Source organism: Litoribacterium kuwaitense, assembly GCF_011058155.1.
GTDB classification, from domain to species: Bacteria; Bacillota; Bacilli; order Bacillales; family DSM-28697; genus Litoribacterium; species Litoribacterium kuwaitense.
On sequence record NZ_JAALFC010000008.1, the window covers coordinates 1 to 15139 of the forward strand.

Here is a 15139-nt window from a genome sequence, read left to right on the forward strand (position 1 = left end):
AATGGTATGGCAAACAAGTCGTTGTTGTTGGAAAAACATTTGCAAGTTCTCAACTGTGTTCTTGCTGTGGCTACCAAAATAAAGACGTTAAGAATCTCAACCTTCGTGATTGGGATTGCCCTTCTTGTGGTACGCATCACAATCGAGATATTAACGCAGGACAAAATCTTAAAAACGAAGCGATAAGGCTTCTAACCGTAGGAACTACGGGGATACTTAATCAATAACTGGCGGTTACGCTGGTGTTCTTAGGAATCTCCCACTTCAAACAGCTCGTAAAAGAGTGTTAAGTGGGGGTGGTTCAATTTGCTCTATTTTCTCCACCATCGAGCCGATTTACTTCTTTCATTACTAGTGAAATGATGTAGGATAGACTTAGAAAGAAACTTGAGGAGAGGAAAGGTGAGCCTAATGAATGTACGATGTATGACTTTTAATTTGCGGCATGCGAATGAGAATGATCCATCTCCGTGGAGCCGCAGAAAAGATGCGATTGTCGATGTAATTCAAGCACGTGAGCCGTCGCTACTTGGGACACAGGAAATGTTGCCGGAGATGCTTAAAGAGCTGACGTCTGCGTTGCCTGATTATGAAGCCATTGGTGCTTTTAGAAGAGATAAGGATGAGGCGAATACTCTCTTTGTCCATCGCGACCATTGGCAGGTTGACAATCATCATACGTTTTGGCTGTCGACGACACCAGAAGACCCTGGCAGCTTTGACTGGGGAAGCATTCCGCGCATTTGCACGTATGCAGAATTGACGTCAAAACAACACTCGGATGTGCGCATACGTGTTATGAACACCCACTTAGATCATGAGAGTCCGTATGCCCGTCATCAAGGCGCTTTAATTATTCGTCAATATTTTGACGAACTACAGCAAAAAGAGGCAATGCCGACACTGCTTATGGGTGATATGAATGAAGGGTTGAAAGGACAGGCCATCAATGTTTTTCAATCCCTTAGCACGGCAAATGGCACGTTTAAAAGCGTTTTTGATCAGGCGATCACGTTAGAGGAGACGTTCCATCATTTTGGTGAATTCAAAGAAGGCGATCCGATCGACTTTATTTTTTATTCGCGTGAATGGACGTGGGAGAAGACAGAAATTGTTCGTGATCGGCCGAATGGAATCTATCCGTCCGACCACGATCCTGTTCTCGCTGACTTTCGTTTAGGCGAATAGTTCATCTGCCAAGTGCTGAATCGTTGAATGCCGTGTTTCAAAAGAGGCCGAGGGAATGTGGATCATCAGCTCGTCGGCGCCGCTTTCACGGGAGACCGACTTTAGCTGTGTTGCCACCTCGGCTGGCAGGCCAACGATCGGCGGTGGGTGCTCTTGATCGTGTGGCATAAGGGCTAAGTCACGATTTGGCGCCGAGGGTGACACACAAGCCACTGAAACGGCGATCATCGTTTTTGCCCTAAGTCGTGCATCGGACAGGGATTGTTTATAATGCTGGAACGCTTCGCTCGCTGGAGAAGCACTCATAAAAGCCCCAAAGCAATACGATAGCCCGCGTTCTCTGGCTGCGATTGCGCTCCGTCTTCCCGTGCCGAGCAGCCATACTTCTGGGAGCTTAGAAGGGACAGGTCGTATGTTGTCATCTGCCAAATGTGTCAACAGCTCGTCTAAACGCTCGGGGTGTCGGCGGACTGCTTCTAGGAAATTCCCTGCTAACCGGGTCGTGACCTCAGGAGGTGCACCCGGTGCTCGGCCAATCCCTAAATCAATGCGGTCAGGAAACATGGCCGCGAGCTGCCGATGGGTTTCAGCGACGAGGTAAGGAGGATGGAGGGGGAGTAGAACGGCACCTGCCCCGAGTCGAATCTGCTTTGTCGCTTGCCCGATCGCAGCAATCATTAATGCGGGCGACGCGCTGGCAATATGTTTGAGCTGGTGATGTTCACTCAGCCAAAACCGTTCATATCCGAGTTGATCCGCTTCGATCGCTAAATCAATCGTCTGTTGGAGGGCATTTTCATCTGAAGTCCCTTTTGCGGCAGGCGATAAATCTAATATAGAAAGCTTCATATCTCATAGCTCCTTATCTCAACCATTATTGGAGGTGTGTTTTCTGAATATTTCAGGCATCAATCACGTCTGTTTTTCGGTGCGAAATTTGGTAAAATCCATTCGGTTTTATCGCGACGTGCTCGGTGGAAAGCTCCTCGTCTCTGGCAAAACGACCGCGTATTTTGATATTGGCGGCGAATGGATTGCTTTAAATGAAGAACCCGATCGTGCTCCCGTATCTACAGCATACACCCATCTCGCCTTTGCCATCGAAGAAAAAGACTTTGAGGCATGGGAGGAAAAGTTAAAACAACATCACGTACATATATTAGCAGGCAGAGCAAGGGATGAGAGAGACCGCAACAGCATTTATTTTACTGATCCCGATGGACATCAGCTTGAGCTTCATACCGGCACGTTGCAAGATCGCCTTCAGTATTACCGCGATACGAAGCCGCATATGACTTTTTATGAATGATGAACGTTGGGATGAATGTGTGGAATAGAGAGGAAGACGACATACGAGACAAGACCGAAAAAGTCATTTTTTAGTGTTGCGTACACATTTTGACCAACAACTTTCGAACAATTCCATTCTTTAAAGTGGCTTAAAACCGCTTGTTTGTCTAGGGGCGACGGTGAGCAGATCGTCAGCTTTTGACATGTTGAGAGAGGTGAAGGGGCTTTCTACCCTCAGTATGCTTGAAACAGCTTGTCAGCTTAGGTGAGAAGGCGCGCGCATACTATGGCATAGGGCGCCGGTTCATGAGTCAACGAGAGAAGCTACAGGCGATGCGTTGAACGTCTACACCATCAGTTAGGCTAAAAACCGTTTGTCATCCTAAGCGAGAAGGCACGCGCAGATTCTCATGGAACGCCCGTTCATGAGAGAATGAAAAGACAGCACGAGCAAATTCCATATTTTTGTATTGCGACAACACGCTACAAGGGCTATGCTTGGGGCAACATCTTTATTAGAAAGAGGCTATCTTCATGCGTTCTCTGCGTAGTCGTTTTGAACAATGGGCGATTTGGAAGACGTACGGATGGACAGCGACGCTCCTGCTCATTCTTGAATTTTGCATCACATTTACGTTTTTTATGTTTGTTCCTTTTATTTCAATGTATATGACAGGTGGACTTGGCTTGTCCATTACGTTTGCAGGAGTTTTACTTGCTGTTCGTTTAATCGCGCAGCAAGGTCTCATGCTGTTTGGCGGATTTTTCGGTGATCGTTTCGGGTATCGAAAGATGATGATTATCGGCTTTTTATGCCGCGGTGTCGGATTTGCTGGTCTTGGGCTCGTGACCACGCCGGCATGGCTCCTCATCATGGCGACAATTGGTGGTTTAGGCGGTGCTCTGTTTAGCCCGTCATTACGCAGCATTTTAATTGCCGATCAGCCAAAGCACGTGCATAAGACGCTCTTCTCAATTGCGAATATGAGTGGTAATGCCGGAACGATTATCGGGCCGCTCGTCGGTTCGCTCTTTCCGATTCATTATTTTCCCGTGCTTAGTGTAGTGGTCGGGGCATTTTTTGCGCTGTTCAGCATTCTCGTTTGGAAGCTTCCGGCGCAGCCTGTCATCCAGCAAACCACGCTCTCATTTCAAACGAGCGTTAAAGAATTGTTACAGCAGCGCCCCTTTCTCATCGCCGTGTTCTGTATGATTCCATTTCATTTTATTTACCAACAGCTCTTTCTCACGTATCCGCTTGTCGCTCAAACGATGACAGGGAGCGGGGGGTGGATTTTTTCTGTGGTTACCGTTCTCGTCGTCGTATTTCAGCTATGGGTAACGAGAAGAACAAAACACTACTCGATTCGCCAGTCGTTGTTCCTCGGCTATGGGATCATCATTTTGTCAACCATTCCGTTGATGGTACACGAAGGGTTATGGTCACTCGTCATTTCGTTGGTCGGTATGGCCGGTGGGGTGATGGTCATGCAGCCAGCGTTTTATACGTACGCGGCGTCTCGAGCAACAGCCGGAACGCTAGCCATGTACCTCGGCTTTTCCAACTTGGCTATGGCAGTCGGTGGTGCTTTAGGAAATACGGCTGGAGGCTCTCTCTATGAGCAGCTTTCAACCGGAGGAAATGCAACCGGCTATTGGATCGTACTTGGCGCGGTGTGCCTGCTGCCATTGTGTGTGCCTGCGCGCTGGTGGAAAGACTCGAGCAGTGGGACCACAGTCATCCCGAAAGAGAAGACAAATGAACCGATGTCATGAAAATAAAGAACGTGTTATACTATTCGCATACACGAAAGGTGCGAACCATAAGCGCACATGAAATCCTCGGGAGGTTCGCACCAAATTTGTTAAACACAATAAATTTATTTGGTGTTTTATTCCATTTTAAATGGATAATAATGCCTAAATAAATTGATTTTCGATAAAAACGCTTCTTGAAAACCCATTTTATAGTGGAAAATCGCTGTCGCACCTCACGTAGGTGCGTGGATTGAAATAAATTATGTAAAGCGTTTGCGTAACATGTTTACGTCGCACCTCACGTAGGTGCGTGGATTGAAATGTGCCATTTTAGTCCTCTTGCGTCGTATAGTGGGTCGCACCTCACGTAGGTGCGTGGATTGAAATGTCTGATGACAGCAGCTTAGTTATGAATCACTTCGTCGCACCTCACGATTCCCTTTTGGGGTTTATACATATACGGTTTGTATCAGGATCTTCGTTGATTGCGATGATATGGAGGAAAGGCCATGGACCAACACTAACCGTTGCTTTGTTGTAGTTAAATCTGGAGAGAGGGGATAATCTCTTCTATCCTTCAATTTGGGCTTTGTATATTATAAGTCTGTCGCCTTCGTTAACAATAACTTGATCCAGTGACTCTGCATTTTTAATACGATAGATTTCAGTTCCTATTGGAAGTTTAGTAGACATACCATTTTCAAATTTTGTTCCTTTGGAATAATTACTCTCTATTACTCCTAATCGTTCACCACGTTCATCCTGGTTTTTTACTTCCTCACTTCGAGCATACACCCGATCATCGAGAACAAAAATATCCGCAGATTGATCATCCTGAATGATTTCTTTTGCCAAATTATCACCAGAACTCGTTGCCGTATTAATGTTTTTCCCCTCTTCACATCCTGAAATGAATATCATCAGTAGAATAAACAATATTTTTCTCATAAAATCACTCCTAAAAAACATAATTTATTGAATAGTTAGAAATTATATATTATATTTGTAGTAATTTCAAACAAAAAGGAGCTTTGATTTTCATGAAAATCATAAAATTCTTACCCCTGTATTAGTTGCTGCCCTGTTTTTAATTTCAAGCACAATTGCTCACGCGAACGAAAAAGAAGATTGGCATTTTTACACAAAAAACATGACTTATCAGTTGGAAAGTGGCATGGACTCACTTATAAAAAAAGGATGGAATAATGCTGTAGATCAATGGAATGATGAAGGGATGAATCTTTACACTCATCAATCTTCGGTTAATAGGTTAGGGACCATTAATGAAACATCGTCAACTCTATATGGAAGAATGACGACATATTATAACACTAAAACTGGTAATGTAACAAAATTTATTGGAGGATTGAACGTCGGAAACCCTAACATAACTGGTTCGAATGTTACGACAAGCACAGCGACACACGAAGTAGGGCATGCTATGGGACTCGCTCATAATAGTAAAAATTCAATAATGAACTCAGCAAGAGATAGATCTAAACTGTGGTTCCCCACCTCATATGATGTCGAAACAATGAATGAAATTTATGAGGATACCATTGGATGGGATTCTGCAGCTACAATTTTGCCTCAGCCTAAAATAACTGCAACAGATGTCAATTTAAGTTATGACTTTCCTGTGACCGACGAGCTAAAAGATATGGTTAGTGAGTCGGATGTAATTGTGATTGGGAAATATCAGGAAGGCTATGAAAAATGGAATATGTTACGTGAACTTGAAGATATACACAAAGAAAGTTCAGAAGGTTTTGTCGAAGGGAGGTTATTTGATTTTAAAATAAACAAAATTATTAAAGGTGATTTGACCGAAGATAGTATTGTGATAAATCATCGAGTCTCTGAAACCATCAATGTAGATATTTCTGAAAAAGCTGAGGGAAAAGTTACATTTCCAGATCCAAAATTTGTAAATCCAGAAACAAATGAGACATACTTGTTGTTTCTTAAACAAAACAAGGAATTAAAGAACTATTATGGAGCAATTGAGCCTTTTTCTGTAACTATTGACGATAATAACTCCGTTCTCTTACAAAGCAATTTAATTGATGAAAAAGAAATTAGTCAAAGCATTAAAGTAACTGAGGATTTTATGGCGCACAGCAATGCTGAAGAATTTATTGAAGACAGTATAACTGGAATGAAGTTGGATGAGCTTCTTGAAAAGATTCAGTTCTTAAAAAATTAGAATAATCCATTGACTACAATATCTTTGTTTCAGTTAGGTTGGGCGTGTCTTCAAAGAATTTATCGTGTTTATCGTACTAAAAACGCCAGCTGGTTCCTTCAAATTTTAGATTACCGCGGGCACTGGTATTTCGGTAACGGGTAAGTATAGGACCCTTAGCCGCTCGAGACATTGAATTTTTTAGACATGCCTGGCTCACCAAAAAAGCCCCTGAATTGGGGCTTTTTATATATCCTCGGCTTATGCTTAATTAATATTAATGACGTTTACCTTTCCATATCCTCCACTGATAAATATATATATTCCACAACAATGTAATGATCCCTAATTTCAACTGTCAGAAATATGTTGTCTAAGTTGCGCGGCACGCCAGATACTTTGTGGTACTGGCCGTCCTTCCGTTTCCAATACCGAATGGACACCCTCGCCCCTTCCTCTACAGCTTTCTTTAATAGTTGATAGTGCTCTTCTGCAAGCTCTTCTGCAATAGCTGGCGGCTCCTGCCTAGACGAGTCTTCGTAATGGCGTTGCAATGCCCGTTTATGCTCAGGCAATATGAACGAGTGTTCCCACAAGATATGATTAAAATCTTTATAATCACGAGGGTCTCTTTTCATGAAGCAGGTGCCACCTTTCGAACGCCAAGAATGTTCTCCTTGCGAAAGGTTCTTATTTTTCGCTTTGTTTGACACATCCCTCTAATGTATTGATCAGTGACCGCCAGTAACTTAACATTTCGCTTAGTAAAGCTGCCGTCGCCTGCCATACATATGATGTTGATCGTCTCACCTATTCGCAGCATTCAACTTAAGAGAACACTTGTTCTTATTATGTGCGAATGTTCGTTCTGTATTCAATGAGAATATTTTAACACTTTTACCAAAAATAATTTATTTATAGTACTAACGATAGTGCAATAAGAGTATAGAAAGTATGAAAAATTTCGAGACGATGTAAGCTGTACTTACCCTTGCGAAGGCACGCTGAACTAAGTCGGCATCTTTCTTCGATCCGGAACTGTAGCCTATGATTTCACAGTTGTAAAGATTAATCAAAATACAGAGGTAGTGCCAATGATTTTTCACCCGGACATACGTCAGATCACTCACGACAACACGTAATTCTTGTTCTTGATGAAAGGCTCTGTTCAACGCATTTCCTATCTCTGATGTGTTGCACGCCGCACGTTTCGGCTTAAACTGAGCCACTGTGTACTTTGACACTAGACATTGTTCTTTCATGATGCGACTTATTCGTCGTCGTGAGACGAACCAACCTTGTTTCTCAAGTTCTTTTTTGACTTTCCGTTGTCCATAGATATGCCAGCTCTTTTGAAAGATATCGACAATCAAAGAGGACTGCTCATCACGAATACGAGCTTCATAGTAATATGTGCTTCTTGGCAGTTGTAGCACGGCGCACATTGGTGATACCGAGTATTTGTGTTGGTTGTTTCGAATCAATATCTAATTTCGCCCCATGATGAGCGCGGCTTGCTTTTGTGACTAGTTTAGATAGTTTCTATACCACTCTCCAACTTAAAAGGGGATTTTAAGTTAACCTAAAATATATACAAAACTGTTAAAAAATAAACATTATCTTTTTTCCTTATGGCTGTTTTTATTTCCGGTTCTATTAGGCGTCACGAGCAAATTATTCTTAGATCACGGGACGAAATTAAACCAAGAGGACTTAAATCATCGACTGACAACTGGAAAGGATACTCATATATTTTCTATAGATGCGGGAGTGCCGTTTACTTTTTTAGGCTTCTTGTTAGGGGTCGCAATAATACCGATTTCAATCCTCGTGCTAATTCTGGTGTTTTCAAGAATAATCAGTTTCTTCAAACAAAAAACGCCTTATTAAGGGGATTAATTCCATTCCTTGAAAAGCCAATGGCGCGCCGATTAAGCAAAATTAAAAGGCATGAGCCCAGTACAATACCGAGTTCATGCCCAGTTAGCTGCCTAACGGAATACCCATGTCTAACTTTAGGGTCACTTCGTTTACGCATCCTCTACAGGTGCTTTCTATCTTGCTTTATCTTACGGCAGTCGCTTCGAGCTCGATGCCGCCTCGTGCTGATTGGTGGACAGTGACTGTCACAGATTGGGGCGCGATGGCTTCAACGATATCATCGGCGATGCGGGCGGCGAGCGATTCGCAGAAGCAGCCTTCTTCACGGAAGGACCAAAGGTAAAATTTTAATGCCTTTGATTCGATACACTTTTTGTTCGGGGTGTATTGAATCGTCACTTGGCCAAAGTCTGGTTGTCCGCTGCGCGGGCAGATCGCTGTAAATTCCAGTGCGCGGAAAGTAATCGTTTGTACATTTGCTGCGTCAAAGGCTTCATTTTTCAGCACCGTTTTTGCCTGTTCGACACTCTCAGGACGAGGCATCGGTCCAGATGATGGTAGCCATGATGTTTCCTTCATATAAATTCCCCCTAGTTTTGATAATGCAGGATGGTTTCGAACTGCAATCTCTAGCGTAACAGAAGCAACAGATTTTGTCAGGAGCTCTTCACCTTTAGCCGTCTTGCCCAGTATAAAAATGGCGTATCTATGAAGGCGACAATGAATTTAAGCACGTACGTTGAGACAAATATTTGCCACCATACAGAGGCCGGCATCGTTCCTAAGAAGGCAATGGAACAGAAGACGAGTGTATCAAGTAATTGGCTAATCATCGTACTGACGTTATTTCGCAGCCAGAGGCGCTTCCCTCCCGTCATGATTTTCAAGAAGTGATAAAGTCCGACATCAATCCATTGACTGACTAGGAAGGCAGCTAAGCTACCGAGGGCGATGCGCCATTGCAATCCGAAGATTGTGGCAAATGCATCCTGTACCTCCGCACCGTCTGCGCTAGGTGGAAAGAGAAGCGCCAGCTGCATAATGATGGTCATTAGCACTAACGCAAAAAAGCCGACCATGACACCGCGACGTGCTTCCTCTTTTCCGTATTTCTCGTTGAGCAAATCGGTCGCTAGAAAAATGGTCCCATAGGTGATATTGCCTAACGTCGCGACGATACCGAAGAGCTCAACGGTTTTGACGACTTGGATATTGGCAATGATGGTCGTGAACCCGATCCATACGAGTAGACCTGTTTTTCCAAAAAGTCGATATGTGATGAGTAGCATGAGAAATTGAATAAGCGCAAATATGAACCAAAACCCTTCTTGTGTAAAAGGAAGTGCCCATAAAGAAAAAAGCGTCATGTAAAAACCTCCAACATCGAATCAATTGATCGTACGTCTGACAAGGATTGACAAGGTCAAGAAGAATTATATCAGTTTTGTCAATGAAATGATTTTGGAAGCGCTATCTGTTCAGCAAAGGAAAAACGTAGTATCATCCAAATATGGGCGCATGTAAGTTTGAACTATTTTCATGTTAATGTAACAAGGACATCTATTGTTGGAGGCGATATCTATTGGCAGCGACAATGAGCATTATTATTCGTTTGGAGATGGATCGATCAAATGGAAGCTTCGGGAACGTAGCTAGCGTTGTTTCTGAGGCTGGAGGAGACCTAGTAGCAATTGACGTCATAAAAGAAGCGAAAGATCGGACAACCCGTGACGTGACAGTGAGAGTGGCAAGTCAGTCGCATGCCGATGAGGTTGTCAAGAAAGTGAGTAGCATTCGGAATGTGAAGGTCGTTCACGTATCTGATCGCACCTTTCTCGTTCATCTAGGCGGAAAGATTGAAATGCGTCCAAAGAGCCCGATTAAAAACCGTGACGATTTATCACGGGTCTATACGCCAGAAGTGGCTCGTATTTCGCAAGCCATTTACGAAAACCCTGACCTTGCCCATACATTAACCATTAAACGGAATACCGTTGCTGTCGTTTCGGATGGATCGGCAGTGCTAGGGCTTGGGAATATCGGTGCAAAAGCGGCAATGCCTGTGATGGAAGGGAAAGCGATGCTTTTTAAACAGCTTGCCAAAATTGATGCTCTACCCGTTTGTTTAGATACGCAAGACACTGAAGAGCTTATTCGGATTATTAAAGCCATGGCACCTACATATGGTGGCATAAATTTAGAGGACATTGCTTCCCCGCGCTGTTTTGAGATTGAGGAGCGACTGACGGAGGAGCTCGATATCCCTGTTTTTCATGATGACCAGCATGGAACGGCTGTTGTCATTTTGGCAGGGCTGTTAAATGCGTTGAAGATCGCGAACAAGCCCATTGAAGACGTAAAGGTCGTCGTTTGTGGCATTGGTGCGGCGGGCATTGCTAGCACAAAGATGCTCTTGAATGCAGGTGTGAAAAATGTCATTGGCGTCGATCGTGAAGGGGCGCTCGTGAAAGGAAAGCCTTATGCGCATAAAATGTGGGAGTGGTATGCTGAACATACCAACCCAAATGAAGAAACAGGAACGTTATCTGATGTGCTCAAAGGTGCTGATGTCTTTATCGGTGTATCAGCACCAAACTTGTTGACGGTAGACGACTTAAAAAATATGAATGACGACCCGATCGTTTTTGCTATGGCAAATCCGCTTCCGGAAATCTCTCCAGAGCTCGCAGAACCACATGTGCGTGTGCTTGCGACGGGCCGGTCAGATTTTCCGAACCAGATTAATAATGTCCTTTGTTTTCCAGGCATTTTCCGCGGTGCGCTTGACAGTCGGGCCACGAAAATTACGGAGAATATGAAGCTGGCTGCTGCCCAAGCGATCGCTTCATCCATTAGCGACGATGAGTTAAACGAAGATTACATTATTCCGAGTGTGTTTAATCAGGACGTCGTTAATCTTGTGAGTAAAGCTGTCGCAGATGCAGCACACGCAGACGGTGTCGCTCGTAAGCTTTGAACGTAAAATGAATTGATCTCAATGGCTACTCGTTTAATCCATTGAGGTGCTTTTCTTTTCTTTCGCTTCACTCGTATTTAGTTCACAAAAAGGCATGAATCCGGTCCGATCCGAGATTCATGCCTTTCGTATTGTCTGCAAACCTGTTCTTTCCTTAGTACATTTTAGTCTGCAAAAATGCTTAAGATTTCACTTGCGTCATTTAAAATGTAATCGGCGTTGCGCTCTTCAAAAGAGGCGCGTGCTTTTTGTCCAGACAGACCTGTTAATGTGGCGACAAAGGTGACGTCCATTGTTTTTGCCGCCATATAGTCAGCAAGTGAATCTCCGACGACATAGACCTCGCCTTTTTTAGACAGCGGGAGCGGGTGATTGATTGCTTCTTCCACAGGTACATCTTTCGTCAGCCAGCCTTGGACGTAGCAATATGGCTGCGGTTTGGCGAGCGGTGCTTTGGTCGGATAAAGTCGTTCAGCATCGAGGACGTCACTTGCCGAAACAATACGGTCTTTATCAAAATAAGATAAGAGACCGAGTGCTTCTAATGGGACGAGCGTTTCGATCGTCGGACGTCCCGTTCCGATCCCTAAGGTAAAGCCTTTATTTTTAAGTTCTTGTAAGACACCTGCCATTTTTTTTGGCTCGACAATGGGAATTTCGTCTTCAAGAAACCCTTTCTTTCCAGTTTGCCGAGGCGCTTTTCCGATCGATTTTTCTACGAGTGCATCACCAAGGTACCATTCCTGAAACGCTTCCTGACAGACGTCCCAAAGCACACTGGAGCGTGAAAATACGTTCGTTTCAATTTGTAGAGCGTTCCAGGCGATGTCGTTTAAATAAAGTAAAATCGCTTGCTTTTCAGCAGTGCTTGCTGAAAAATCTGGAACAAACGTCGCATAATCTGGCGTGAAGGATAAGCCTTCTGCCTTTTCTCGAAGCATTCCGAGTTTTTCATATGTAATGTCTTCTTTTAAGAAGTCTTCTACAAAAGTGCGGTCCTCTTTAACAATTTCCGCCAATACGCGAAGCATTTGATGGGAGAATGTTAGATAAACCATGTCCCAGTTGGCGTTAATTCCTCTGCCTTTAATAAAAGAAAGCACTTCGTCGTCGTGAAAGACGGTTTTACGAATTGCTCGAATGTCCTCCTCCGATGGCGCAGGTGAAAATGCCTCTCCATCAAGACCTAAATACTTGTCGCTTGTCAGTAGCTCCCAGACGGTCAGCGCTGAAGCATCGAAATAGCGCTCCTCGCTCAAGAGTACGCCGTCCACATCAAATAAAATGAGTTTTGCCATGATAACTCTCCTTTCACATCGTCATGCAATGCTTTAACTATAGCTTATTTTCTGTGAAAATTCGACACCCTATCGTTGGAAGATCTACTTTGACTATGTTCGCTTTGACAAAGGATTTGACCTAAGGTATAAAGAACAAGTTAAGGAGATGCCCAATTAAAGGAGGGAACGGGAGTGTTACAAGATATTTTACTTGCCGCGGATGGTTCTGATCACTCAGTCCGTGCGGCTGAAAAAGTTGTCGAAATGACTGGTGGAAACGGGACGGTCGAGGTCGTATACGTCATAGATAGCAGCTCGTCCAAACACGATGTCTTACATCACCAAAGTCAAGAAGAAATCGAGCAGGAAAGGCGTCAGCGCATGAAGCGGGTAGAGGATGTATTTGCAAATACGTCGCTGTCTGTTGAAGTCTTTTTCTTGCACGGAGAGCCAGGTCCAACAATTGTTGAGTTTGCCAACCGCAGACCGTATGATTGTGTTGTCATCGGAAGTCGGGGGCTGAACAAATTACAAAGCATGGTGCTTGGGAGCGTTAGTCATAAAGTAGCTAAACGTGTACAATGGCCTGTTCTCATTATTAAGTAATGAAGCCATGAAAAAAGACGGCCAGGAAGGATGGATGGCAAACGTTTTTCCTGTCCGCTCGATCCCGCGAGTGAAAAAATCTGTTTATATTTTATAAAATAGTGAAAATCTATACCTTTTTAATGAAGATTTCGATATAATCACCCTAACATGAAATCATCAGATAGGGGAGAAACGAATGAGACAACTGAAGATTGGCGTCATTGGTGCAGGAAGCATTAGTCATGCTCATTTAGGTGCATATCAGGCAAGTGAACACGCACATTTACAGGCGATTTGTGATATGAATGAAGAGCGTGCGCGCGAGCAAGCAAAAACGTACGATATCGCTGATGTGTATACCGATTATCATGAGCTTTTAGCAAGCCCTAATGTGGAAGCGGTTTCGATATGTACGTGGAATAACAGCCATGCGGAAATTGCGATTGCAGCGTTAGAAGCAGGGAAAGATGTCCTTGTCGAAAAGCCACTTTGTAAAACGATGGAAGAAGCGTATGCGGTTCAGGAGGCAGTCAAACGGACAGGACGGAAGCTTCAAGTCGGTTTCGTTCGCCGTTTTGGAGGCAATACGGACTTGGCTAAAACGTTTATTGATGCAGGTGACTTAGGTGACATTTATTATGCGAAGACATCGGTGCTTCGCCGTTTAGGAAACCCTGGCGGCTGGTTTGCGGATATTGAGCGCTCTGGTGGCGGACCAGTCATTGATGTAGGGGTTCATGTCATTGACTTGTGTTGGTATCTTATGGGTCGTCCGAAAGTGACATCGATTTCAGCGAACACTTATAAAAAGCTTGGTAACCGGCCGAACATTAAAAATTTAGAGTTTTATAAAGCGGCAGATTACGATGCATCGAAAAATGATGTTGAAGATTTAGCCAATGCACTTATTCGCTTTGAAAATGGCGCTTCGTTGGCAGTCGATTGTAGCTTTACATTACATAAGCGAAAAGATGAATTAAGCGCCACCATTTTTGGCGACAAGGGTGGAGCCGAAATTGAGCCTGAGCTGTATCTCGTTGGGGAGAAGCATCATACAATTTTAAATATTGAACCTCAGGTCGATGAGCGTACGTTTAGCTTTGAAAAAGGGTTTCAAGCACAAATTGAAGGATTTATTCAATATTGCTTCGGTGAAGGAGAGAATCGAAGCCCGGTCGAAGACGGCGTAGAAGTCATGAAAATGTTAACCGGCATATACGAATCAGCAAAACAACAAAAGGAAATTGTGTTTTAAATATATAATTTCAGCCCTCTAGGAGCATAGCTTGCACCTGAGGGCTATTTTATCGTCGTTTGAGTTCTGCCAAAACCGGGGAATAGTGCAGTAAGTCAAGGGATGCAGGAGGAGATACATTTGACAGAACGGCGATATGTTGTCGCAGGTCTTTTGCAAAATCGCCAAGATGCAATACGCATCATCGAGGTTCTTAAAAGGAGAGCCTATGATGAAGAGCAGATTTCTATCGTTGCGAGAGATGAAGAAGATCGTGAAGAGGTTGCTGAGAAAACAGGAGCAGAAGATGCCTTAGCCTCTTTGGAGGAGAACGCCACAAAAAAAGGTTTAGGTCTGGGACTGTCTAGTGGCATGCTAACAGGTGGATTTGCTGGTTTACTTGCGGAATTGGCTGCTTTTACTTTGCCTGGCGTCGGTCCTGTCATTGCTGCAGGTCCGCTGCTTTCTACGCTTACGGGTGCGGCGGTAGGTGCTGGAGCGGGAGGTTTGATAGGTGGACTGATCGGTTATGGTGTACCGAAAGAAGATGCTCGTCATTATGAGCAGCTCATCCAGTCAGGCCATGTGCTTGTTGTTGTAGAAACAAATACAGAAGCCGAAAGTAACTCTGTTTTAAAGAGGTTTTCTGGACATCAAGCAAAAGATGCTCATATCTATGAGAAAAAAAGTACGTAATTTTTTCTTAACGATTTTCGTGCGGAGAAAAAAAGCTGTCCGGCTAGGGACAGCTATACATA

General features: G+C 43.9%; 15 protein-coding genes and 1 pseudogene. 9 read left to right on the forward strand and 7 right to left on the reverse strand.

Going from position 1 to position 15139, the window contains the following annotated elements; all coding sequences use genetic code 11:
- Both G4V62_RS06745 and G4V62_RS06750 read left to right on the forward strand, forming a co-directional pair.
- The coding region (locus tag G4V62_RS06745; protein WP_165200472.1) for a zinc ribbon domain-containing protein at positions 1 to 227 on the forward strand (227 nt) is incomplete at its 5' end.
- Between the two features lie 184 nt (positions 228 to 411).
- The gene (locus tag G4V62_RS06750; RefSeq protein WP_246218307.1) at positions 412 to 1188 is read left to right on the forward strand and encodes an endonuclease/exonuclease/phosphatase family protein; all 777 of its coding nucleotides are present in this window, start codon (positions 412 to 414) and stop codon (positions 1186 to 1188) included.
- Here G4V62_RS06750 and G4V62_RS06755 read toward each other — a convergent pair.
- Entirely contained in the window at positions 1177 to 2037 is an 861-nt protein-coding gene (locus tag G4V62_RS06755) for an MsnO8 family LLM class oxidoreductase (protein WP_165200476.1), read from the reverse strand. The genes G4V62_RS06750 and G4V62_RS06755 overlap by 12 nt on opposite strands.
- A gap of 43 nt (positions 2038 to 2080) precedes the next feature.
- Here G4V62_RS06755 and fosB point away from each other — a divergent pair, with 43 nt between their 5' ends.
- Both fosB and G4V62_RS06765 read left to right on the forward strand, forming a co-directional pair.
- Positions 2081 to 2497 carry a metallothiol transferase FosB gene (gene fosB, locus G4V62_RS06760; RefSeq protein WP_165200701.1) on the forward strand — a complete coding sequence of 139 codons (417 nt, stop codon included), beginning with the start codon at positions 2081 to 2083 and terminating at the stop codon, positions 2495 to 2497.
- A gap of 515 nt (positions 2498 to 3012) precedes the next feature.
- Positions 3013 to 4254 carry an MFS transporter gene (locus G4V62_RS06765; RefSeq protein ID WP_165200478.1) on the forward strand — a complete coding sequence of 414 codons (1242 nt, stop codon included), beginning with the start codon at positions 3013 to 3015 and terminating at the stop codon, positions 4252 to 4254.
- A gap of 552 nt (positions 4255 to 4806) precedes the next feature.
- Here G4V62_RS06765 and G4V62_RS06770 read toward each other — a convergent pair.
- Positions 4807 to 5184 carry a hypothetical protein gene (locus G4V62_RS06770; RefSeq protein WP_165200480.1) on the reverse strand — a complete coding sequence of 126 codons (378 nt, stop codon included), beginning with the start codon at positions 5182 to 5184 and terminating at the stop codon, positions 4807 to 4809.
- A gap of 154 nt (positions 5185 to 5338) precedes the next feature.
- On the opposite strand from G4V62_RS06770, the gene G4V62_RS06775 reads away from it, so the two are divergent.
- Positions 5339 to 6442 carry a matrixin family metalloprotease gene (locus G4V62_RS06775; protein ID WP_312855449.1) on the forward strand — a complete coding sequence of 368 codons (1104 nt, stop codon included), beginning with the start codon at positions 5339 to 5341 and terminating at the stop codon, positions 6440 to 6442.
- A gap of 266 nt (positions 6443 to 6708) precedes the next feature.
- On the opposite strand, the gene G4V62_RS06780 is transcribed toward G4V62_RS06775, so the two are convergent.
- The 4 genes and pseudogenes from G4V62_RS06780 to G4V62_RS06795 form a co-directional block, all read right to left on the reverse strand.
- On the reverse strand, positions 6709 to 7059 hold the full coding sequence (locus G4V62_RS06780; RefSeq protein WP_165200482.1) for a YolD-like family protein: 351 nt from the start codon (positions 7057 to 7059) through the stop codon (positions 6709 to 6711).
- 313 nt (positions 7060 to 7372) lie between these two features.
- Positions 7373 to 7948 (reverse strand): annotated as a pseudogene (locus G4V62_RS06785) (IS3 family transposase); the annotation flags it as partial.
- 537 nt (positions 7949 to 8485) lie between these two features.
- Positions 8486 to 8881, reverse strand: a complete 396-nt coding sequence (gene queF, locus G4V62_RS06790) for a preQ(1) synthase (RefSeq protein ID WP_165200484.1) — start codon at positions 8879 to 8881, stop codon at positions 8486 to 8488.
- 77 nt (positions 8882 to 8958) lie between these two features.
- Complete coding sequence (locus tag G4V62_RS06795; RefSeq protein WP_165200486.1) at positions 8959 to 9669, reverse strand: queuosine precursor transporter; 711 nt, start codon at positions 9667 to 9669, stop codon at positions 8959 to 8961.
- A gap of 227 nt (positions 9670 to 9896) precedes the next feature.
- On the opposite strand from G4V62_RS06795, the gene G4V62_RS06800 reads away from it, so the two are divergent.
- Positions 9897 to 11279, forward strand: coding sequence for an NAD-dependent malic enzyme (locus G4V62_RS06800; RefSeq protein WP_165200705.1), 1383 nt, complete (start codon positions 9897 to 9899; stop codon positions 11277 to 11279).
- A 164-nt stretch (positions 11280 to 11443) separates the two neighbouring features.
- Here the strand turns inward: G4V62_RS06800 and G4V62_RS06805 are convergent, their stop codons facing one another.
- Entirely contained in the window at positions 11444 to 12577 is a 1134-nt protein-coding gene (locus G4V62_RS06805) for an HAD family hydrolase (protein ID WP_165200488.1), read from the reverse strand.
- 174 nt (positions 12578 to 12751) lie between these two features.
- On the opposite strand from G4V62_RS06805, the gene G4V62_RS06810 reads away from it, so the two are divergent.
- The 3 genes from G4V62_RS06810 to G4V62_RS06820 all read left to right on the forward strand — a co-directional run bounded on the left by G4V62_RS06810 (position 12752) and on the right by G4V62_RS06820 (position 15077).
- Complete coding sequence (locus G4V62_RS06810) at positions 12752 to 13165, forward strand: universal stress protein (RefSeq protein WP_165200490.1); 414 nt, start codon at positions 12752 to 12754, stop codon at positions 13163 to 13165.
- Positions 13166 to 13343: 178 nt separating this feature from the next.
- The gene (locus G4V62_RS06815) at positions 13344 to 14402 is read left to right on the forward strand and encodes a Gfo/Idh/MocA family protein (RefSeq protein ID WP_165200492.1); all 1059 of its coding nucleotides are present in this window, start codon (positions 13344 to 13346) and stop codon (positions 14400 to 14402) included.
- Between the two features lie 120 nt (positions 14403 to 14522).
- Entirely contained in the window at positions 14523 to 15077 is a 555-nt protein-coding gene (locus G4V62_RS06820; RefSeq protein WP_165200494.1) for a general stress protein, read from the forward strand.
- The last annotated feature ends 62 nt before the right edge of the window (positions 15078 to 15139 follow it).

What these genes read in the sequence shown, in the direction of transcription:
- G4V62_RS06765 (WP_165200478.1), top strand. Translation starts at nt 3,013, where the DNA reads ATGCGTTCTCTGCGTAGTCGTTTTGAACAATGGGCGATTTGGAAGACG.
- G4V62_RS06805 (WP_165200488.1), bottom strand. Translation starts at nt 12,577, where the DNA reads ATGGCAAAACTCATTTTATTTGATGTGGACGGCGTACTCTTGAGCGAG.
- G4V62_RS06755 (WP_165200476.1), bottom strand. Translation starts at nt 2,037, where the DNA reads ATGAAGCTTTCTATATTAGATTTATCGCCTGCCGCAAAAGGGACTTCA.
- queF (WP_165200484.1), bottom strand. Translation starts at nt 8,881, where the DNA reads ATGAAGGAAACATCATGGCTACCATCATCTGGACCGATGCCTCGTCCT.
- G4V62_RS06770 (WP_165200480.1), bottom strand. Translation starts at nt 5,184, where the DNA reads ATGAGAAAAATATTGTTTATTCTACTGATGATATTCATTTCAGGATGT.
- G4V62_RS06800 (WP_165200705.1), top strand. Translation starts at nt 9,897, where the DNA reads ATGAGCATTATTATTCGTTTGGAGATGGATCGATCAAATGGAAGCTTC.
- G4V62_RS06780 (WP_165200482.1), bottom strand. Translation starts at nt 7,059, where the DNA reads ATGAAAAGAGACCCTCGTGATTATAAAGATTTTAATCATATCTTGTGG.
- G4V62_RS06815 (WP_165200492.1), top strand. Translation starts at nt 13,344, where the DNA reads ATGAGACAACTGAAGATTGGCGTCATTGGTGCAGGAAGCATTAGTCAT.
- G4V62_RS06750 (WP_246218307.1), top strand. Translation starts at nt 412, where the DNA reads ATGAATGTACGATGTATGACTTTTAATTTGCGGCATGCGAATGAGAAT.
- G4V62_RS06795 (WP_165200486.1), bottom strand. Translation starts at nt 9,669, where the DNA reads ATGACGCTTTTTTCTTTATGGGCACTTCCTTTTACACAAGAAGGGTTT.